Here is a 19,221-nt window from a genome sequence, read left to right as displayed (position 1 = left end):
CCGCTCCCCCCAGTGGACCGGGCCCCGCCCGCGTGTGTGCATGCTGGATGCCAGGGCAGGAAGGTGATGAAAACCCCCCGTAACCCCGTGAAACCCCGTGTCCCCGGGGGCATGTACGCCCCTGCGGAGGTCCTACCTGGGTGTACCAGGGCAGTCGGGCGCCCACCCGTGGCGAAAACCTTTCAGTCCCCCGGCGAAAGCGACGGAAGAAGCAGGCGTAAAAACTTCTTGTCCTCCGGCGGGCGACCCCGGGGGTTTCACTGGTGAACATCGGGGTTTCCGGCTACGAAACGACCCGCCGATGCCCCCTCTCCCCTCTGGATCAGCGCCCGCGCTCGCCCTCCACGACGTGAGCAAGCGCTATGGGCGAAGGTGGGCGCTGGCGCGGCTCACCTACGCACTGCCCGCTGGCCGCTCGCTGCTGCTCACCGGCCACAACGGCTCCGGGAAGACGACGCTCCTGCGCCTCGTGGCCACCGCGCTCGGGCCCACCGCGGGCCGGGTGGAGGTGCTGGGCCGGGACGCCGTCCTGGATCGCGAGGCCGTGCGCCGCGACGTGGCGCTCCTGTCCCACGCCAGCTTCCTCTATGAGGACCTCACCGCGCAGCAGAACCTGATGGTGCTGGGGCGCCTGCTGGGCGTGGACGCGCCCCAGGACGTCGCGGACGCGCTGCTCAACAAGGTGGGCCTCACCCGCCGCACGGACAGCCCGGTGCGCGGCTTCAGCGCGGGCATGCGCAAGCGCCTGGCCATCGCGCGGCTCCTGATGAAGGCCCCGGCCCTGGCGCTCCTGGACGAACCCTTCGGCGAATTGGACCCCGCGGGCATCCAGGACATGGAGGGCGTCATCGCGGAGCTGAAGGCGGGCGGAACCACCGTGGTGCTGGCCACGCACCTCATCGAACAGGGCCTGAGCCTGTGCGAGGAGCGGCTGCACCTGCAGGACGGCCGGGCGGTGGCGGCATGAGCCCCCCGAACCCCAAGCGTCCCCCGGGTCTGCTGGCGACGACGCTCGTCCTCTTGCGCAAGGACCTGCTCATTGAATGGCGCACCCGCGCGCGGCTCAACGCGCTGGTGTTCTTCGCCATGGCCACGCTGCTGCTCTTCTCCTTCGCGCTGGGCCCGGACACGAAGCTGTTGGAGCGCAACGCGGGCGGCTACCTGTGGCTGGCCATCCTCTTCGCCAGCGTCCTGTCCCTGGGCGAGTCCTTCCGCGTGGAGACGGAGAACGCCTGCCTGGACGGCGTGCGGCTGGCCCCGGCGGACGCGCGCGCCATCTTCCTCTCCAAGGCGCTGGGCAACGCCCTGCTGCTGCTGGCGCTGGCGGTGGTGCTGGTGCCCGTGATGGTGGCCCTTTACGGGGTGCGCATCGTCACCGGGGTCGGTGACCTGGCGGGCATCCTGGTCCTGGGCAGCCTGGCGCTGAGCGCCCCGGGGACCGTCTACGCGGCCATCTCCAGCAATGCGCGAGCCCGGGATGTTCTGCTGCCTCTGCTATTGTTCCCGCTCGTCATCCCGGCCCTCCTCTCCGCTGCCAAGGGGACCACGCTCGTACTCCAGGGTGACCCGATGCAGCAGCTGGGCTCATGGCAGGGGCTGCTGCTGGGGTTCAATCTGATTTATTGGGGCGTGGGCTTCGTGCTGTTTCCCCGGGTCATCGAGGACTGAAGGATGAACAAGTTCGTCAAGTTTGGCCTGCCGGCGCTGACGCTGGCATTGCTGGGCGCGGGCTGGTGGTTGGGCCTTGCGTGGGCGCCGCCCGACCGTGAGATGGGCGAGGTGCAGCGCATCATGTACGTCCACGTGCCGCTCCAGTGGATGGCCATGATGGCCATGTTCATCAACTTCGTGGCCGCGGTGACGTACCTCATGCGTCAGTCGTGGAAGACGGACGCGATGGCGGAGGCCTCCGCGGAGGTCGGCCTGCTCTTCGGCACGCTGGGGATGATCACCGGCTCCATCTGGGGCCGCCCCACCTGGGGCGTGTACTGGTCCTGGGACCCGCGCCTCACGTCGGAGGCCATCCTGCTGGTGTCCTACACGGGCTACCTGGTGCTGCGGCGCTTCGTGGAGGATCCGGAGAAGCGCGCGGTGTGGAGCGCGGTGGTGGCCATCATCGGGGCCATCAACCTGCCCATCGTGTGGTTCTCCGTGCGCTGGTGGCGCAGCCTCCACCAGGTGCAGTCCAGCCCCAAGACGGTGGACCCGCAGATGGTGCTGCCCCTGCGCGTGTCGGCGTTCGGCATGCTGGCGCTGCTCATCCTCTTCATGGTGCACCGCTACCGCATCGCGCTCGCGGAGCGGCAGGCGGAGGTGGCGCTGCCGGAGGCGCTGCCCACGGACGACCCCGCGCTGCGCGCGACCCATTCCTCGAAGGTGGCCTGAACATGACCTCGCTGACGTCGCTGATGCTGCTGGCCCAGGTGGGCAGTGGCCGTCTCCAGGGTGGTTGGGGGTACGTGGGCGCGTGCTACGGCATCTCCGTGGCCGCCTTCGTGCTCTACTCGGTGTCCCTCTGGGCGCGGCGTCCCCGCGCCGCCGCCGATTCGAAGGAGTGAGCCCATGACGCCCGTCAACCGCAACCGTCTCATCGCGCTGGGAGCCCTGCTCTTCGCCGGCGCCGGCCTTGGTTTCATCGCCTTCGGCAACATCGGCGACAACCTCGTCTATTACTGGAGCCCGTCGGAGCTGCTCTCCAACGGCGACAAGGCCTACACGGCCACCATCCGCCTGGGCGGCGTGGTGCAGCCGGGCAGCATCCAGTGGAACGAGGGCCACACCACGCTGGACTTCCGCGTGGCGGACAACGCGCACGCGGACGCCAAGAGCGTGCACGTGCGCTCGCTGGAGACGCCCCCGCAGATGTTCCGCGAGAAGATCGGCGTCGTGGTGGAGGGCACCTATGACAAGGCCGGCATCTTCACGTCCAACCGGCTGATGGTGAACCACTCCAACGAGTACCGCGCTCCCAAGGAGGGCGAGTCCCCGCGCAAGTGGCAGGACACGCTGGCCGAGGGCGCCACCACCGCGACCGTGACGCCCCCGGGGGCGCCGTGAACGGAATGCTGGGCTATGGGCTGGTCCTCGCGGGCCTGGCCTTCGCGGCGTTCGGCGCGATCCTGGGACTGGTGGGCGGCATGCGCCGCAACGACGCCAGCTACCCCTGGGTGCTGCGCGCGGTGTGGGGCTTCGCCGCGTGCATGATTGGCAGCAACCTGGTGATGGTGGAAGCGCTCATCAGCCACGACTTCAGCGTGAAGTACGTGGCCCAGGTGGGCAGCCGCGCCACGCCGCTCATCTACACCATCGTGTCGCTGTGGAGCGCGCTGGAAGGCTCCATCCTCTTCTGGGGCCTCATCATGGGCGTGTACGTGGCGGCGTTCGCCTTCGTGCACCGCAAGGAACACGCGCGCTACATGCAGCTGGCGCTGGGCACCATGCTGGCCGTGGGCGTCTTCTTCGCCTTCCTCATCGCGGGCCCGGCCAACCCCTGGGGCGCCGTGTCGCCGGTGCCGGCGGACGGCCCGGGGCCCAACCCGCTGCTCCAGAACCACTTCCTGATGATCATCCACCCGCCCATGCTCTACGCGGGCTACGTGGGCATGACGGTGCCGTTCGGCGTCGCCGTGGCGGGCCTGCTGCGCGGGGAGATTGGTGAAGCGTGGATGGCGCCCCTGCGGCGCTGGACGCTCATCGCGTGGATGTTCCTCACGCTGGGCATCGTGCTGGGCTCCTGGTGGGCGTACGCCGTGCTGGGCTGGGGTGGCTACTGGGCGTGGGACCCGGTGGAGAACGCGTCGTTCCTGCCGTGGCTGACCGCGACGGCGTTCATGCACTCCACCATGGTGCAGGAGCGCAAGCGGATGCTGAAGCTGTGGACGCTGAGCCTCGCGCTGGCGTCGTTCGTGCTCACCATCCTGGGCACGTTCATGACCCGCTCCGGCATCTTCAACTCGGTGCACTCGTTCACCCAGTCGGACATCGGGCCCACGTTCCTCGTGTTCATCGCCATCCTGCTGGTGGTGTGCATTGGCCTGCTGGCCACGCGCGGCCACCTGCTGGCGCCGGAGGGCCGCCTCACGTCGATGATGTCGCGCGAGGCGAGCATCCTGGTGAACAACCTGGTGTTCGTGGCCATCACCTTCACGGTGCTGCTGGGCACGCTCTACCCGCTGGTGTCGGAGGCCGTGCGCGGCATCCGCGTGAGCGTGGGCGAGCCGTACTTCAACAAGATGGCGGTGCCGGGCGGCATCGCGGTGCTCTTCCTCATGGGCGTGGGCCCGGTGCTGCCCTGGGGCACGCCGGACAAGGCCGCGCTGCGCCGCCAGTTCCTCATCCCCGCGGCGGTGGGCGTGGTCATCACCATTGCCTGCTACGCGGCGGGTCTGCGCGGCGTGTACCCGCTGCTCACGTTCGGCCTGGGCGGCTTCGTCACCGTCATCACGCTGCGCGAACTGGTGGTGCCGGTGCGCGTGCGCATGACGGAGCGCAAGGAAGGCTTCGTCACGGCGCTGACCACCGCGACGGGCAAGGCGCGCCGGCGCTTCGGCGGCTACGTGGTGCACCTGGGCATCGTGCTCATCATCGTCGCCGTGGCGGCCTCCAGCGCGTACGTGAAGCACACGTCCGGCACGCTGAAGAAGGACGGCACGATGATGCTGGACGGCTACCAGCTGAAGTACATGGGCCTGTCCAGCGGCGAGGAGCCGCACCGCACCTTCGTCGCCGCGCGCCTGGAGGTGACGGCGCCCAACGGCAAGGTGACGGAGCTGCGCCCGCGCATGAACTACTACGAGCGCAGCACGGACCCCGTGGGCACGCCCGCGGTGCGTGAGTCGCCGAAGGAGGACCTGTACGTGTCGCTGATGGCCTTCAGCGAGACGACGGGCACGGCGAGCTTCAACGTCTGGGTGTTCCCGCTGGTGGGATGGATCTGGTACAGCCTGCCGCTCCTGCTCCTGGGCACGCTCATCGCCGTGTGGCCGCAGCGCAAGGCCGCGGTGCTGCGCGCGGACGCGGCGCCGGTGGGCGCGGCGCCTCCCCTGCCGGGCACGGACGCCGAGCGGGGTGCGGCATGAAGCGCTGGCGGCTTCCCCTGGTGTTCGCCGCCGTCGGGGCGGCGCTGCTCTTCGTCCTCTTCCAGGGCTTCGGGCGCGACCCTCACGAGGTGCCCTTCATGCTGAAGGGGGCGCCCGCGCCGGACTTCACGCTCAAGCCGCTGGATGGCGGCGACCCCGTGAAGCTCGCGGACCTGAAGGGCCGCCCGGTGGTCATCAACTTCTGGGCGTCGTGGTGCGGGCCCTGCAAATACGAGCACCCGGTGCTCGAGTGGGGCGCGCGCGAGCTGGGCGCCCAGGCCGTGTTCATGGGCGTCGTCTTCGAGGACACGGAGCCCAACGCGCTCGACTTCCTGCGCCGCATGGGGGCCAGCTTCCCGCAGATGATGGACACGCGCTCGCGCATGGCCGTGGACTACGGCGTCGCGGGCGTGCCGGAGACGTACTTCATCGACGCGCAGGGCATCATCCGCGGCAAGCACGTGGGTCCCATCGATCCGAAGACGCTGACGGCCCGGGTGAAGGAGCTGACCCAGCCGGTGGCCGGCCCCACCGCGGAAGCCGCGCGGCAGCCCTGAGTCACCGCCGCCCGCTTGGAAGGCAGGCACCCGGGAGCCGGCGTTGGAGCCGCATTCCCGGGGCCGCCTCGCGGGAGGCCCGGCTTCCGTAGTAAATCCCTGCTGCCGGCGTCGTTCGCGGGGGCACCCCCGGCCCCTGCTCCAGCGAGGTGGTCCTCCATGCAGTGCCCCGAGTGCGGTGAGAGCGCGGCGGACGTCCGCTTGAGTTACTGCGAGAACTGCGGCGCGAAGATGCCCGCACGCCCGGCCCCGCCGCCGCGTGGCAGCAGCGCGAAGAGCCAGCGCCCCAGCCGCCCCATGACAGAGCCGGCCTACGCGGCGGAGATCCTGGATGAGGAGGAGGACGCCCGACGGCAGGGCCGCGCCGGCTCCGCGCCCCCGCGTGGCGCCAAGGCGCAGCCCCCGCCGGACGCGTACGAGGACGAGGACCCGTACACGGGCCCGCGCTGGCTGAAGGACGTGCCAGGCCACTCGCAGAGCGTGGTGGGCGTGGGGCTGGTGACGTTCTCGCTGGTGCTGTCCATCCTCCCCTTCTTCCCCAGCGTGGGCGTGCTGGGGACGCTGCTGACGCTCGTGGGGAGCGTGGCGCTGGTCGCGCGCGAGCTGCGCCGCGACGGCAACGCGCCGGGCTGGGTGGACCACGTGCCGCTGGTGCTGATGCGGCAGGAGGCGGCCGCCGCGTTCACGCTGCTGCTCGTGGCGCTCACGGTGCGGCTGCTGTCGGGCTTCAACCTGCTCGTGCCCCTGTGGGCGGCGGGCACGCTGCTGATTGCCCTGGAGCAGTACCGGCTGGTCATCGCGGAGCCGGACGGCGTGGGCCGCGACTTCGACGCGCGCTCGCTGCTGGGCTTTCCGCGGGTGCTGGCGCTGGCAGGCGTGGTGGTGTGCGTGGTGGCGCTGTTCCTTCCCTGGGGGAAGGTGATGGCGGACGGGTCGCCCCTGCCGGACAACGCGCCGGTGCCGGGGAGCGTGCGGGGCGCGCCGCCGGAGCTGCGCGTGCTGCCCACGACGCGGCCCTCGGATGACTCGCTCTACAGCCAGGGGGGCGGCGTCGCGTCGCGCTCGGGCTGGGACCTGCCGCTGTCGGAGCTGCCGCTGCTGGCGCTCCTGTCGCTGCTCGTGCTCGCGGCGCTGCGGCCGGACGTGGATCGCCCGTCCTTCCTGCGGTGGGTGCCGGTGGGCGCGGTGAGCGTGAGCCTGCTCTGGGCGCTCGCGGGGGTGAAGCTCGCGGTGGGGCCGTTCGCGTTCCTCGTCGGACTGGGGGCGGTGGGCTTCCATGCCGTGCGCCACGCGCTGGGCCGCGACGAGCCGCAAGGGCTGCTCCCGCCGGAAGACGACCCCTACGACCCGGACCAGGACCTGGAGACCGAGCCCGAGCCCGACCCGGGCTACCGGGGCTGAAGGCCGCGAGCGATTCACGGAAGGGCTGCCCGGACGGCGGGCGTGCGGTCCAGGTTTCCCTGTGCAATACCCGTCAGGGGGCGGTAGTTAGGGACGGCCCCCGCTGGAGCCCCCGATGAATGCCGTCCTCGTCTCGTTGACCCTCGCCCTGAGCCTTGCCACGGGGCAGTTCGCGCCGCAGCAGGCCGCCAGTGATCCGCTCGCGCCGGCCCAGGAGGCGCGGGTGCAGCAGCTGGCGAAGAAGCTGCGCTGCGCGGTGTGCCAGGGCCTGTCGGTGGCGGACAGCCCGTCCTCCATGGCGCGCGCGCAGCTGGACAAGGTGCGTGAGCTGGTCTCCGACGGAAAGACGGACACGGAGATCGTCGACTACTTCGTGGCGCGCTACGGCGAGTGGGTGCTGCTGGAGCCGCGCGCGGAGGGCTTCAACTGGTTCGTGTGGCTGGGGCCCGTCGCGCTGGTGCTGGGCGGCCTCTTCGTCATCATGAAGCAGCGCCAACCCCTGCCCGAGGGCGCCGCGTCAGCGGAAGCCGCGCCGGTCCCCTCCCCTTCCACTCCCGCGCCGTCCACCGACGATGCGGACCCCTATCTCCAGGCCGTACGCCGGGAGCTGGAGCGCTAAGCCATGCAGCCCGAGCCCACCAACTGGTTGCCCGGAATCATCGTCCTGTCGGTCGCCTTCGTGCTGGCGGCCGCGTGGCTCCTCTACATGAAGATGAAGACGGGGAGCGCGCTGCCGGACGCGTCGCCGAAGGCGGACGGCACGGTGGACGACCTGGCGCAGCGGGCGCAGTCGCTCATCGAGCAGCTGCGCACGCTGGAGGCGGAGAAGCACCACTTCACCGCGGAGCACTACACGGCGGAGAAGGCGCGGCTGGAGAAGGAAGCGGCCGCCGCGCTGCGCGCGAAGGATGAGCACCAGAAGCGGCAGGCGGCGGGAGAGAAGGCGCCCGCGCGCAACGTGCCGGCGCCCTCGGGCTGGGCGTCGCGCAACCCGCAGATGGTGGGCGCGATGTGGGGCGCGGGCGTGGTCGTCTTCTTCGGCGGGCTGGGCTACCTGCTGGTGTCCGAGCAGAAGCCGCGCGAGGAAGGCCAGATGGGCACGGGCGTGACGCCGCCGGGCATGGCCCAGATGCAGCAGCAGCAGGAGATGCCCCAGCAGGACGACGAGCTGGAGCAGGCGCGTCAGCGGCTGGCGTCGAACCCGAGCGACGTGGAGGCCGCGTCGATGCTGAGCCACGAGCTCATCCGTCAGCAGCAGTTCGAGGAAGCGCTGAAGGTGACGCTGAAGGGCCTGGCGGTGGATCCGTTCAACGTGGAGCTGCGGGTGCACCGAGGCGTGCTGCGCGCGGCGTCGCAGGGCGACCTCCAGGGCGCGGAGCAGGAGCTGACGGAGCTGGTGGACACGTGGCCGGACGCGCAGGAGGCGCTCATCTTCCTGGGCAGCCTGTCGTTGCGCCGGGGCGACAAGGCAGGAGCACTGGCGCACTTTGAACGCTTCACGGTGGAAGTGCCCAAGAACATGCAGCCCCCGCAGCTGGCCCCCGCCATCGCCCAGCTGCGCGCGGAGGTCGCGCAGCAGTAGCGGTAGGCTGCACGTCGTGAGGGGCCGGACATCCGGCCCGCGAAGTGTGTCACCCCTGGAGGTGGGCCATGGGTGCATCAGCCTTCTGGAAGGCCGCTGTCGCGCTGTGCGGCGTCGCGTTGTCATCCGCCTGCGCGACAGGCGGTTCCGCGACGTATGTGGAGGGCGCCCTGCGCCCCCGTCACTTCGTGTTCCATGAAGTGGTGAAGTGGGAGGGCTCGGGGTCCGGCGGATGGCGGGCTGCGTGCCTCCACGTTGGCATCGCCCGCGATTCGGGGGAGATGTTCCTCTGCAGGTTCGGCGTGGAGATGCCCATCGCCAATGACGCGCAGGGATTCATCTCCACCGAACAGGCGCAAAGCCTTTCCGCGAGCTGTGCCAATCAAGCCGCAAGGGCAACTCTTTCCGCGGCGACGCCAGCCACTCCCATCAGCATGGCCTGCGAAGAGTTCAGGTCCTTCTACGAACTCACGCTCAATGCCGCCATCAAGGGGGCACGTGTCCCCAAGGCCTGTACCAGAGGCATCAAGCCCGTGGTGGTGACACCTACGGGACCGTCTATCAACGGAGGCATGTAGCCCATGGTTCCATCCATTGAGAAGCTGCTGGAGATCGCGCGGACCTATTGGCCCTCGCAAGAAGACCCCAATCAGGAGCTTTCGCCCGAGGAACTTCGGCTCCATGCGCTCTGGCAGAAGAAGTTGGAGGAGCCTGGCCCTTGGGACGTCCTGATCGAGCAACTCAGAACAACGTTTCCAGAGAACAGCGTCGGGAACATCACCACTTCCAGGGACGCATCCTTTTGGTGCGCTATCTATCCCAGGCGTACTCCCGAGCGCTCTGGCGTGCACTGGGTCTACGTCGGCTGCGCCAGCATCATCGCACCCGTCTACACCGTGTATCGCGTCCTGTTTGAGTACGGCGAGCGCCGGATCTTCCGACAGCTCGACCTGGAGCCCCCTGCGGTAGAGCCAGCGGTCACGATGGCGCGACTCATGGAGTCCACGATGGATTTGAGCCTGCTGCCCCCTGACATTGCCAACCATCCAGCGCCCGTCTTCGTGGACCGGAAGTCTCCTCCGAAGACAACGCTCTTCGATGCGCTCTTCACCAGTTATGCAGACAATCTCCCCTGAGCCTCACCGCAGCCTGCGGATGGGCGCGCCGTCCAGGAATGCGCGGATGTCCTCCACGGCTTCACGGAAGTACGTCGCGTAGTTCCCCTGGGACACGTAGCCCAGGTGCGGCGTCGCGAGCAGGTTCGGCAGCTTCCGCAGTACGTCATCCGCGTGCACCGGCTCCGTCTCGAAGACATCCACCGCAGCGCCCGCGATGACACCCTCCTGGAGTGCCTCAACGAGCGCGGCCTGCTCCACGATGGCCGCGCGGGACGTGTTGATGAGGTACGCCGTGGGCCGCATCCTCGCGAGCTCCGCGCGCCCCACCAGTCCTCTGGAACGCTCTCCCAGCACCAGGTGGATGGACACGAAGTCGCTCGTCTCCAGGAGCGCATCCTTCGACGTGGCCCGCGTCACCCCGACTTCAGCAGCCCTCGCCTCCGTGAGGTTCGGGCTCCACGCGACCACGTCCATCCCGAACGCGGCACCCACGCGCGCCACCCGGCTGCCAATCTTCCCCAGCCCCAGCAACCCCAGCCGCTTCCCATGCAGGTCCACGCCCACGGAGTGCTGCCACGGGCCGCCCTGCCGGAACGCCGTGCTCTCCCCCACCACGTTCCGCGCGAGCGCCAATATCAACGCCCACGTCAACTCCACGGGCGGTTCGGTCGCGCTCGCGGTCCCGCACACCGTCACGCCGTGCGCTGTAGCCGCAGCCAGGTCGATGGACGCGTTCCGCATCCCCGTGGTCACCAGCAATCTCAGCCGTGGCAGTCGCTCAATCAGCGCCTTCGGAAACGGCGTGCGCTCCCGCATGACGACGAGCAGGTCGAACGGCGACAGCGCCGCGACCAACTCCTCCTCGCGGGAGAAGTGCTCACGGAACACCGTCACCTCGACCTGTCCGCTCACGGACGACCAGTCCGCGAGCCTCGTCGAAACGCCCTGATAGTCATCCAGGATGGCGCAGCGCAGCTTCTCCATGGCACCGGCCAGGATCCGCTGGAGCGCCACCGGACGTCAATTCACCGCGGCCTTGCGGCGACGGAACCGGCGCACCTTCTCCACCAGCTCGTCGGACAGCACGCCCTTCACCGCGTTGCGCGTCTGGCGGGCCCATTCCTCGGAGCGGGTGAACCACTCGCCCGCGAAGCCCGCGCCGTGCGTGCGCAGCGACACCGTCTGACGCTGCTTCGTCACCCAGTCGGCCTTGTACGACTCCGTGCCTCGCAGGAAGTCGTACTCCGTCAGGCCCATCTCGATGGCGTCCTTGAACGTCTCGCCCACCAGCACCAGGCCGACGCTGCGGTTGCGCCACGCCGGGTCATACCCGGACTGGAAGTACACGAACGTCTGGCCATGCAGGATGCCGTACACGGACGCCACCGCCTGGCCGCCCACCTTCATCGTGTACATCCGCAGCCGGCCCCGCTCCGCCAGCCACTGCGTCGCGTCCCGGTGGAACGCCTCCACGCCGGCGCCCTTGATGCCCTGGGAGCCGCCGTCCGACGACCAGCGCAGCGCGTGCAGCCGGAAGAAGTCCGTCATCGGTCCGGCAAGCGCGCCCGGCGCGTCCGTGCGCTCGATGCGGTAGCCGTCCTGCTTCTCCAGCCACTTGCGCCGGCGCAGGTAGTTGTCCCGCCGGCCCGTGCGCTTGAGGAACGCGTCGAACGGCTCGCCCGGCACCAGCGTCTCGTACGGGCACACGTAGCGCTCGGACACGCGCACGTCGCCAAACACCTCGCGCGCCACGCCCAGCGTGATGGAGCCCTCGCGCAGGTCCGTCAAGTCCAGCACGTCCCACTCGTCGCGCAGCCCCTGGAGCACGTTGAAGAACGCCCGGGCCACCTCCGCCTCGCGGCCCTTGCGCGCCACCACGTCCAGGTAGTCGCTGCCCACGTGCGTCTCACCCAGGAAGCCCAGGCGCCGCACGCGCATGCCGTTCACCCAGCGGTGCTCCAGCCCCAGCGGCAGCAGGCCCACCAGCGTGCCCAGCCTGTCGCGCGCCGTCAGCACCAGCGGCCGCACTTCAGGCGCGATGCGCCGGCACCAGGGATACAGCCACTCCCAGGCGTTGAACGGACCGGCCGTGCTCGCGTCCAGCAGCGAGTTCCACTCGGCCCGCATTCCCGCCATCTGCGAGGCACTGCCCACCGCCGCCACGTCCAGCCGCGGCGTCAACCTCGGACCCGTCGTCAACTCATCTTCGCGGATCACCGCGTCACCCCGATGCCTTTCCCGAAGCACTGCCCCGGCCCCAGGAGACCATTGCAACCCGGGAGCCAGCTCCTGTTCCCTCACGACGCGCGCTTGCTCGGACGGCGCTCGGACTTGAGCGCCTCCCGGACCACGTCCGCCACCTGCCCCATCACCTCCGGCGACAGGTCCTGGTGGCACGGAATCTCCAGGATGGTGCGCCGCAGCTGCGCGACCTCCGGGAACTCCGTCGGGTCGCACGCGGGATGGAAGCGCTTCCAGAAGTCGATGGCGTCGATGCCCTTCTCGCGCAGCTTCGCCAGCAGCGTCTCCTTGTCCTGCACCACCATCGGGTAGAACAGGGGGCTGACGCCCGCGGGCAGCTGGTTGAAGAGCGGCGGAGACACGTCGCGCAGCCGGCCCAGCAAGAGGAAGTAGTTGCGGCGCCGGGCCTCGACGATGCCCTCCAGGTCCTGCGCCAGGGCAATCCGCTTCGTCAGCGGGCTCATGCCCAGGTCCACGTGCCGCCGGTCGAAGTGCTGCGTGCCCGTGGCCACGCGTTCGATGCTCGCGGCCTTCACCGTGCCGTGCCCCACCGAACGCACCAGGCCGCGCAGGCCCCGGCCCACCGCCCCGCCGCGCAGCTCCAGGTTCTGGAGGAGCGCGGAAATGGTGTGGCTGAAGGTGGAAGCCACCGGCGGCGCGGGCGGCTCCGGCAGGCTGTACGAACGCTTGCCGTTGACGACCAGGGCACCCCCATTGGGTACCGGAAGGGTCTTGTAGAGGCAGAAGATGCCCACGTCGCCCGTGGTGCCCAGCGGCGTCGCGCCGTCGGACGACAGCAGGGACAGCGCGCAGTCTTCAATCAGCGGGATGCCGTGCTCGTCCGCCAGCTTGCGCATGGCGTCCACTGGCCCCGGGAAGCCCGCGTAGTGGATGAGGTAGAGCGCGCGCGTCTTCGGCGTAATCCGCTTCGCCACGTCCGCCACGTCCACGTCCCAGCGGCTGCCCACGCGGTAGAAGCGCGGCGTCGCGCCCGCGTCCACCACGGCCTCCACCTCCACGCCGTGGTGGTAGGCGGGCATCAGCACCTCGCCGCCGTCCAGGCGCAGCATCTTCATGGTCAGCCAGACGGCGTTGCGCGCGAAGTAGAAGTAGCGCGCGTTGGGAGACGAGAACGGCGGCAGCGCCCCCGGGCGCGGCGGGGCCATCAGCATGCCCGGCCACAGCGTGGGCAGGGACGGAACGAACAGCTTGTCAGTCGTCTTCACCGCTTCCATCGCGCCACCACCTCTTTCGCCGCCGGTACCCACCGGAACTTCGCCGCGCACAGGGCCCGGCCGAAGGCGGTGTCATTGAACACGTAGAGCCAGGTGTGCCTGCGGACCTGATCCGTCCAGTCGCGCTTCCACACCATGTCCGGCCCCAGGAAATCGAACTCGGTCAGCCCGCGCTCCAGGCAGTGCCCCAGGACCTCCTCCATGAGGAGCTGCCCCGGACTGCACTCCTTCAGGCTCTCGTCGTAGCCGGGCTTCAGCAGGAAATAGCGGCCGCCGTATTCCAGGCCGTACTGGAACGCCACCGCGCGCCCGTCCAGGCGCAGGAAGTACAGCGCCAGGCGGTCGCGGTAGGCCGCGTCGCGCGCCAGCTCCGTGTAGAAGCCGCGCGTCTTCGCGTCCTGCGCCATGGCCGTGCCATTGGCGCCCTTCCAGCCGCTCTGCTCCAAGAGCAGCCCCTCCTCCAGCGTGCCCTCCAGGTCCAGCCCGCCGGTGACGCGCTCGAAGGTGACCTTCCCCTTCTCCTCCAGCTTGCGGCGGCGGCGGCGGCAGTTGGCCTTGAACTTGGACGGCAGCTTCGCGAAGTACGCGTCCTTCTTCGCGGGCAAGGGCACGTAGGGCGAGTTCAGGGACTCCCACTCGCCCACCGGCAGCCCGCCCTGCTTCGCGGCCTCCAGCAGGCGGAAGCCCACGCCGCCGTCCGGCACGTCCGTCAGCCGCAGCACGTCCCAGCCGCCCGTCTGACGCAGGTGCGACAGGAAGGCCTGGGCCGCGGCGTCCGGCTCACGCGCCAGCACGTCGAAGCGGCAGGAGTGCGCGTTGGCCGCGGAGGTGAGCTGGCGCACCGGCACGCCGTACAGGGACGTGCGCTCCTCCACCAGCGGCAGCGCGCCGGTGAGCGTTCCATCCTCGCCGCGCAGGAGCAGCACGCGCATGCGCGCCCCGGCGGCGAAGTTGTCCAGCCACAGCCGCAGGAACTCGTGCCGGTAGAACAGCTCGTTGGAGGTCGTCTCCACCAGCTGGTTCCACTCGGCTTCCAGGGACATGAAGGCCGCCCGGTCGTTGACTTCCACGACCTGCGGGCCGGCTTGCAGTTTGATGGCTTCCATATTCGCGGGCCCCAAGGTGGTGATGGCCAGGGCGGCCTACAACCCGCTGCGCGCCATCTTCAGCAGGCAGGCAGCGACCTTGCGGCTGTCGTGTCGGATCTTGGACCCCTCCTTGAGCAGGTCCGCCTGCACGGGAATCACGCCGGAGGACAACAGCTCCCGCGTCTCCGCCGTGACCATGTAGGAGCCCTTGCGCGCATAGCGCTGGATGGACTCCTCCGACGGCGCGCGGCCGTTGACGAGCACCGCGTCCAGCACCGGCCCGACGTGGTCGATGACGGCCTGCACGTGGTCCAGGCAGTTCATGCCGTCCGTCTCACCCGGCTGGGTCATCAGGTTGGCCACCATGACCTTCAGCGCGCGCGTCTCCTTCAGCGCCTGGGCCACGCCGTCCACCAGCAGGTTGGGCAGCACGCTCGAGTACAGCGAGCCCGGCCCGATGGCGATGAGGTCCGCGGAGTAGATGGCCTCCAAGAGGCCGTCCACCGGGGGCGGCGAGCGGGGGCTGAGCGACACGCGGCGCACGCGGCCCTGGGCGCGGCAGATGTTGCGCTCGCCCACGACCTCCGTGTCGTCGTGCATCTGGGCCACCAGCTGCACCGACGCGAGCGTGCTGGGCAGCACCTGGCCCTGCGCGCCCAGCAGCTCCCCGGACAGCCGCACCGCCTCCAGGAAGTCACCCTTCAGCTCCGCGAGCGCGGCGATGAGCAGGTTGCCCACCGCGTGGCCGGCGAGGCCCCGCGCGCCGCCGAAGCGGTACTGGAACACGTCCTTCAGCGCGCTCTTGCCACCCGCGAGAGCCACCAGGCAGTTGCGGATGTCGCCCGGGGGCAGCGCGCCGTGCTGGCGGCGCAGGCGGCCGGAGCTGCCGCCGTCGTCGCTCATCGCCACGACCGCGGTGATGTCCACACCGGGCTGGCCCCCCTTGGGGGCCGCGCGGCGGGCCAGCCCCTTGAGCACCATGGGGAGGCCCGTGCCGCCGCCCATCGCGACGATGCGCGTCGGGCGGTTCTTCGGGGCTTGCAGCAGCTCGTTGCGCTCAACGCCCTGCGCCTTGTTGCGCGCGTCGTCCTGGCTCCACGACTCCGACAACGGCGCGTCCACATCCATGCCCACCATGTTCCGACCCCCTCGCCCATCCCAATCCATGGCCCCACCCTTGGCATCCCGGCCTCCCCCGACAACCGGAGGCCGCGGATGGTCACAATCACTCACTACTGAACCAGGCTACCGAGCACCCCGCCCCAACAGCACGTGCCGGACGGTGTGGAAGATAATGCCGACGTCCAGGAACAACGACCCGTTCTTCACGTAGTACAGGTCGAACTCCAGCTTGTTGCGCGCGTCCTCCACCGAGGCCCCGTAGGGGTAGCGGATCTGCGCCCACCCCGTGATGCCAGGCTTCACCGCCTCGCGCAGGCCGTAGAACGGAATCTGCTGCTTGAGCTGCTCGGTGAAGACGGGACGCTCCGGACGCGGGCCCACGAAGCTCATGTGGCCCAGCAACACGTTGAACACCTGGGGAATCTCGTCGATGCGCGTCTTGCGGATGAACTTGCCCACCCGGGTGACGCGGTCGTCGTTGGAGCGCGCCCACACCGCGCCGTTCTTCTCCGCGTCGGTGCGCATGCTGCGGAACTTCCAGAGCGGATACGCCTTGCCGCCCAGGCCCACGCGGTCCTGCCGGTAGAAGACAGGGCCCTTGGAGTCCAGCTTGATGGCCAGCGCCACCAAGATGAGGAAGGGCGACGCCATCAGGAGGAGCAGCGAGGCCACCGCCACGTCGAACACGCGCTTGAAGGCCCGGCGCATGGGCGACACCGTCATCTCATCCGCGAAGGCGAAGTCGCTGGCGCGCAGGAACTGCACCGGGATGCGGCGCAGCACGCGCTCGCAGAAGCCCGCCGCGTCGTACACCCGCCGCCCGTCCAGCCGGCAGCGCAAGAGCGACTCCACCCAGTTGGCGCCGCGCATGTCGTCCGCGGCCTGCACCACGTAGGAGGCGTTGAGGCGGGAAGCCATCGCGTCCAGCGGCTCCTCCACCTTGCGCGGCTCCACCAGGGCCACCACGCGGAAGGAGCCCTCGCCGCCGTCCTCGATGGCGCTCGCCACCGCGCGGGCCTTGAGGCCGTCACCGACGACGAGCACCGCGTCGGGTTCGCCCACCAGCGCCCGGATGGAGACGCGCACCACCAGGGTGCCGGCCAGGGCGCCCATCGCGCCGCCCAGGAGCGTCCCGGGAGGCAGCACCACCGGCAGGGCCAGCGGCAGCAGCAGCATCACCCCGCCCGCCACCATCGCGGTGACGCCCGCGGCCTTGAGGAAGCGGTAGCCGCGCGTCCGGTCCTCGGCCGCGATGCGCAGGTCGTACAGGTCCAACAGGTACAGCGTGAACTGGAAGGTGACGACGAAGGCCAGGCCCAGCCCCACCAGCGTCGGCCACATCGTGGCGAACGGGGGCGTGGAGCCCAGGGGCGCGAAGAGGGCCGCGCAGGCCGCGGCACCCGCGACACAGGCCAGCGCGATCGCCGAGGACTCGGCGAGGAAGAACGTCAACTTCTTGGCTGAAAAGTAGTGATGGAAAACGCGAAGCACGTGACTCCTCCAACCCCGACCCGCCGCCGCTCCAGGCCCCCCGCTCTTCGCACCTCATCGGTGCGAGGAGCGGGTCGGGCCTTGAAAACACTCCACCTCGACTGCTGACGCTGCCTGCTACTTCTTCACGTAGTTCTTCAGGTACGGGGTCGCGTTCACTTCCGCGCCGTTGAGCACGCAGCCCACCAGCGCCGCGCCCGCCAGCTGCTCCACCGCCTGGTTCACCACCTTGGAGGGGGTGACGTTGGCGCGGATGACCATCAGCACGCCGTCCATCTGGTGGCCCAGGATGGCCGCGTCCGCGAACGGCAGCGTGGGCGGCAGGTCCACGTACACCTCGTCGAAGCCCTCGCGCACCGCCTTGAGGAACTGCTTCATGCGGGCGGAGGCCAGCACCTGGGTGCTCTCCTCCGGCGTGGCGCCGGCGGGGATGACCGCCAGGCGCGTGGAGTTGAAGCGGCGCACCACGTCGCGCACGTCGCACTCCCCGGCCAGCAGCTCCGCCAGGCCCTGCTTGTTGCGCATGCCCAGCGTGGGGGCCACCTGCCCCCGGCGCAGGTCCGCGTCCACCAGCAGGATGCGGCGCTCCGGGTTCGCCCGGGCGGCGGCCAGGGCCAGGTTCACGCTCGTCACCGTCTTGCCCTCGCCGGGCATCGCGGAGGTGAGCGCCACCACCTTCATCGGGCGCTGCTCGCGCATGCGCTCCAGGCGGTAGTACAGGGTGCGGTACTGCTCGGCGGCCGCGGAGGCAGGGGCCGTGAGCGTCACGACCCGGCGGTCCACCGCGTTGCTGGAAGCCGTGCTCTCATCCACGCGGGGGAGGAAGTTTCCGGCCCGCTCCATCGTCGAATCCATCTGAGTTCTCCAATCCTTTCCGTAAGCGGTCGGCAATTAATTCAGGGACGTGGGCGAGGAGACGCTGTTCTTGCTCCCAGCCATCGGCATCAAGATCCGCTTCTCCGTCTTCCCCTGCATGTTCGGGACCACCGCCAGGACAGGGAGCGTGATGCGCTCACGGACCTCGGTGCCATCGCGCAGGCTGTCGTCGCGCATCTCGAGCACGGTGCCGGTGAGGACACCCAGGGCCAGGGCCACCAGGGCGGCGATGAGCAGGCCGCTCATGCGGTCCGGGCGGGCCGGGGAGGAAGGCGCCCCGGCGGGCGAGATGACGTTGAACAGGCTCTTGGCGCTCTTGGCCTCCAGCTCCTGGGCGATCTCCGCCTCCACCTTGCGGCTCACCACGCTCTGGTACTTGGTGCGGGCGATTTCGTAGTCCCGGTTCATGACCGCCAGCTCCTGGGCCCAGCGCGGGGTGTTGTTCAACCGCGCCTGGTACGCCTCGGCCTGCTTCTGGAGGTCCACGATGTCCTTCTGGATGTTGGTGATGAGCGTGGACACGCGGGTGCGCTCGTTGCGCTCGGCGAACATCCGGCCTTCCGCGTCCTTGCGCTGGGTGCTGATGTCGCCCAGCTCACGCTCCATCCGCTTCACTTCCGGGTGGTCCGGCGTCCACTGCGTCTTGGCCTGGGTGAGGGTGCGGGACAGGCCGCTCTCCGCCGCCTCCAGCCGGCCCGCCTCGCTGTCCGCGGCGTTGCGAGCGCGGGCCAGGTCGGAGCGGCGCGCTTCAGCGGTGCGCAGCTCCTCGGACTTCGTCTGCAGCTGGGCGCTGATGCGCTCCAGGCCGCGCATGTTCATCTCCATCTGCTCGGGCAGCTCGCCCAGGTGGTCCACCTTGAACTTGGAGATCTTGCCCTCCCAGGAGGACACGGCCTTGCCCATGGCGACCATCTCCTCGGTGAAGAGGTCGGTGGCGCGGGCCGCCTGCGTCTGGCGGATCTTCAGCGTCTCCTCGGAGAAGATGGCCGGCAGCCGGTTGGCCACCTGCGCCACCACCTGCGGGTCGCGGCCCGCGTAGGTCAGCTCGAAGGCCGTCTCACCCTCGACGCGCACGGTGAGGTCCTTGCGCATCTGCTCCACCGCCGCCTCGATGCCCTTCTCGGAGACCAGCTCCGGGTAGAGGTTCATCTCCTCGATGGCCTTCTGGAGCACCGGCCGCGCCAGCAGCTCCTGGCGGACGGTGACCAGCCGCTGCTCGATGAGCTCGCTCACCGTGCGCTGGACCATCTCCTCGCCGGGGCGCTGCGGCTCCACACGCACCACCACGGACGCTTCATAAATGCTCGGACGGGTCATCACGATGGCCGCGCCCAACACGAAGATTGCTGCAGCGATCGCCCCCACCAGGGCCTTGCGACGCCACAGCGCCGAAAGCATCTGGTCCGCCGTCATCCCACGCTCCATGATCCGC

At 69.7% G+C, this 19,221-nt stretch carries 20 protein-coding genes; 12 read left to right on the top strand and 8 right to left on the bottom strand.

Annotated features, from left to right (window positions below; genetic code table 11):
* Nucleotides 1–301: 301 nt before the first annotated feature.
* From ccmA to D7W79_RS05730, 12 genes are all read left to right on the top strand, one after another.
* Nucleotides 302–967 carry a heme ABC exporter ATP-binding protein CcmA gene (ccmA, locus tag D7W79_RS05780; protein ID WP_120524322.1) on the top strand — a complete coding sequence of 222 codons (666 nt, stop codon included), beginning with the start codon at nucleotides 302–304 and terminating at the stop codon, nucleotides 965–967.
* Entirely contained in the window at nucleotides 964–1,668 is a 705-nt protein-coding gene (locus tag D7W79_RS05775; RefSeq protein WP_120524321.1) for a heme exporter protein CcmB, read from the top strand. Before ccmA ends, D7W79_RS05775 begins: the two co-directional genes overlap by 4 nt.
* Before the next feature lie 3 nt (nucleotides 1,669–1,671).
* Nucleotides 1,672–2,385 (top strand): cytochrome c biogenesis protein CcsA, encoded by a 714-nt coding sequence (gene ccsA, locus D7W79_RS05770; RefSeq protein WP_120524320.1) that lies wholly within the window; start codon nucleotides 1,672–1,674, stop codon nucleotides 2,383–2,385.
* Nucleotides 2,386–2,387: 2 nt separating this feature from the next.
* Nucleotides 2,388–2,558: a hypothetical protein gene (locus tag D7W79_RS44235; protein WP_167497667.1), complete on the top strand. Its 171-nt coding sequence runs from the start codon at nucleotides 2,388–2,390 to the stop codon at nucleotides 2,556–2,558.
* A 4-nt stretch (nucleotides 2,559–2,562) separates the two neighbouring features.
* Nucleotides 2,563–3,057 (top strand): cytochrome c maturation protein CcmE, encoded by a 495-nt coding sequence (locus tag D7W79_RS05765; protein WP_120524319.1) that lies wholly within the window; start codon nucleotides 2,563–2,565, stop codon nucleotides 3,055–3,057.
* Nucleotides 3,054–5,078 carry a heme lyase CcmF/NrfE family subunit gene (locus D7W79_RS05760; protein WP_120524318.1) on the top strand — a complete coding sequence of 675 codons (2,025 nt, stop codon included), beginning with the start codon at nucleotides 3,054–3,056 and terminating at the stop codon, nucleotides 5,076–5,078. The genes D7W79_RS05765 and D7W79_RS05760 overlap by 4 nt, the downstream gene beginning before the upstream one ends.
* Entirely contained in the window at nucleotides 5,075–5,635 is a 561-nt protein-coding gene (locus D7W79_RS05755; RefSeq protein WP_120524317.1) for a TlpA family protein disulfide reductase, read from the top strand. The genes D7W79_RS05760 and D7W79_RS05755 overlap by 4 nt, the downstream gene beginning before the upstream one ends.
* 159 nt (nucleotides 5,636–5,794) lie before the next feature.
* The gene (locus D7W79_RS05750) at nucleotides 5,795–7,036 is read left to right on the top strand and encodes a zinc ribbon domain-containing protein (RefSeq protein WP_147441810.1); all 1,242 of its coding nucleotides are present in this window, start codon (nucleotides 5,795–5,797) and stop codon (nucleotides 7,034–7,036) included.
* Nucleotides 7,037–7,151: 115 nt separating this feature from the next.
* Nucleotides 7,152–7,655, top strand: coding sequence for a cytochrome c-type biogenesis protein (locus tag D7W79_RS05745; RefSeq protein WP_120524315.1), 504 nt, complete (start codon nucleotides 7,152–7,154; stop codon nucleotides 7,653–7,655).
* Nucleotides 7,656–7,658: 3 nt separating this feature from the next.
* Nucleotides 7,659–8,618, top strand: a complete 960-nt coding sequence (locus D7W79_RS05740; protein WP_120524314.1) for a tetratricopeptide repeat protein — start codon at nucleotides 7,659–7,661, stop codon at nucleotides 8,616–8,618.
* A gap of 68 nt (nucleotides 8,619–8,686) precedes the next feature.
* Nucleotides 8,687–9,196: a hypothetical protein gene (locus D7W79_RS05735; RefSeq protein ID WP_120524313.1), complete on the top strand. Its 510-nt coding sequence runs from the start codon at nucleotides 8,687–8,689 to the stop codon at nucleotides 9,194–9,196.
* 3 nt (nucleotides 9,197–9,199) lie between these two features.
* Entirely contained in the window at nucleotides 9,200–9,754 is a 555-nt protein-coding gene (locus tag D7W79_RS05730) for a hypothetical protein (protein WP_120524312.1), read from the top strand.
* A 3-nt stretch (nucleotides 9,755–9,757) separates the two neighbouring features.
* Here the strand turns inward: D7W79_RS05730 and D7W79_RS05725 are convergent, their stop codons facing one another.
* From D7W79_RS05725 to D7W79_RS05690, 8 genes are all read right to left on the bottom strand, one after another.
* A complete protein-coding gene (locus tag D7W79_RS05725; protein ID WP_244221613.1) occupies nucleotides 9,758–10,750 on the bottom strand; it encodes a D-2-hydroxyacid dehydrogenase family protein in 993 nt (330 codons plus the stop codon).
* A gap of 6 nt (nucleotides 10,751–10,756) precedes the next feature.
* Nucleotides 10,757–11,953 (bottom strand): GNAT family N-acetyltransferase, encoded by a 1,197-nt coding sequence (locus D7W79_RS05720; protein ID WP_120524311.1) that lies wholly within the window; start codon nucleotides 11,951–11,953, stop codon nucleotides 10,757–10,759.
* A gap of 80 nt (nucleotides 11,954–12,033) precedes the next feature.
* Nucleotides 12,034–13,212, bottom strand: a complete 1,179-nt coding sequence (locus D7W79_RS05715) for a DegT/DnrJ/EryC1/StrS family aminotransferase (RefSeq protein WP_208729643.1) — start codon at nucleotides 13,210–13,212, stop codon at nucleotides 12,034–12,036.
* Complete coding sequence (locus D7W79_RS05710; RefSeq protein ID WP_120524310.1) at nucleotides 13,200–14,318, bottom strand: GNAT family N-acetyltransferase; 1,119 nt, start codon at nucleotides 14,316–14,318, stop codon at nucleotides 13,200–13,202. The genes D7W79_RS05715 and D7W79_RS05710 overlap by 13 nt, the downstream gene beginning before the upstream one ends.
* A 36-nt stretch (nucleotides 14,319–14,354) precedes the next feature.
* Nucleotides 14,355–15,437, bottom strand: coding sequence for a gluconeogenesis factor YvcK family protein (locus D7W79_RS05705; protein WP_120524309.1), 1,083 nt, complete (start codon nucleotides 15,435–15,437; stop codon nucleotides 14,355–14,357).
* A gap of 108 nt (nucleotides 15,438–15,545) precedes the next feature.
* Nucleotides 15,546–16,913 (bottom strand): polyisoprenyl-phosphate hexose-1-phosphate transferase ExoE, encoded by a 1,368-nt coding sequence (exoE, locus tag D7W79_RS05700; protein ID WP_120524308.1) that lies wholly within the window; start codon nucleotides 16,911–16,913, stop codon nucleotides 15,546–15,548.
* 117 nt (nucleotides 16,914–17,030) lie between these two features.
* Nucleotides 17,031–17,768: a CpsD/CapB family tyrosine-protein kinase gene (locus tag D7W79_RS05695; RefSeq protein ID WP_120524307.1), complete on the bottom strand. Its 738-nt coding sequence runs from the start codon at nucleotides 17,766–17,768 to the stop codon at nucleotides 17,031–17,033.
* Nucleotides 17,769–17,804: 36 nt separating this feature from the next.
* Nucleotides 17,805–19,214, bottom strand: a complete 1,410-nt coding sequence (locus tag D7W79_RS05690) for a GumC family protein (RefSeq protein WP_120524324.1) — start codon at nucleotides 19,212–19,214, stop codon at nucleotides 17,805–17,807.
* Nucleotides 19,215–19,221 lie beyond the last annotated feature (7 nt).

It is taken from the genome of Corallococcus exercitus (genome assembly GCF_003611585.1).
GTDB classification, from domain to species: domain Bacteria; phylum Myxococcota; class Myxococcia; order Myxococcales; family Myxococcaceae; genus Corallococcus; species Corallococcus exercitus.
This window is presented reverse-complemented; position numbering and strand designations above follow the sequence as displayed.

Coding starts and splice junctions, on each gene's coding strand:
- D7W79_RS05755 (WP_120524317.1), top strand. CDS start 5,075: ATGAAGCGCTGGCGGCTTCCCCTGGTGTTCGCCGCCGTCGGGGCGGCG.
- D7W79_RS05740 (WP_120524314.1), top strand. CDS start 7,659: ATGCAGCCCGAGCCCACCAACTGGTTGCCCGGAATCATCGTCCTGTCG.
- D7W79_RS05765 (WP_120524319.1), top strand. CDS start 2,563: ATGACGCCCGTCAACCGCAACCGTCTCATCGCGCTGGGAGCCCTGCTC.
- D7W79_RS44235 (WP_167497667.1), top strand. CDS start 2,388: ATGACCTCGCTGACGTCGCTGATGCTGCTGGCCCAGGTGGGCAGTGGC.
- D7W79_RS05735 (WP_120524313.1), top strand. CDS start 8,687: ATGGGTGCATCAGCCTTCTGGAAGGCCGCTGTCGCGCTGTGCGGCGTC.
- D7W79_RS05690 (WP_120524324.1), bottom strand. CDS start 19,214: ATGGAGCGTGGGATGACGGCGGACCAGATGCTTTCGGCGCTGTGGCGT.
- D7W79_RS05750 (WP_147441810.1), top strand. CDS start 5,795: ATGCAGTGCCCCGAGTGCGGTGAGAGCGCGGCGGACGTCCGCTTGAGT.
- D7W79_RS05775 (WP_120524321.1), top strand. CDS start 964: ATGAGCCCCCCGAACCCCAAGCGTCCCCCGGGTCTGCTGGCGACGACG.
- D7W79_RS05705 (WP_120524309.1), bottom strand. CDS start 15,437: ATGGTGGGCATGGATGTGGACGCGCCGTTGTCGGAGTCGTGGAGCCAG.
- D7W79_RS05745 (WP_120524315.1), top strand. CDS start 7,152: ATGAATGCCGTCCTCGTCTCGTTGACCCTCGCCCTGAGCCTTGCCACG.
- ccmA (WP_120524322.1), top strand. CDS start 302: ATGCCCCCTCTCCCCTCTGGATCAGCGCCCGCGCTCGCCCTCCACGAC.
- D7W79_RS05730 (WP_120524312.1), top strand. CDS start 9,200: ATGGTTCCATCCATTGAGAAGCTGCTGGAGATCGCGCGGACCTATTGG.
- ccsA (WP_120524320.1), top strand. CDS start 1,672: ATGAACAAGTTCGTCAAGTTTGGCCTGCCGGCGCTGACGCTGGCATTG.
- D7W79_RS05695 (WP_120524307.1), bottom strand. CDS start 17,768: ATGGATTCGACGATGGAGCGGGCCGGAAACTTCCTCCCCCGCGTGGAT.
- D7W79_RS05715 (WP_208729643.1), bottom strand. CDS start 13,212: ATGGAAGCGGTGAAGACGACTGACAAGCTGTTCGTTCCGTCCCTGCCC.
- D7W79_RS05710 (WP_120524310.1), bottom strand. CDS start 14,318: ATGGAAGCCATCAAACTGCAAGCCGGCCCGCAGGTCGTGGAAGTCAAC.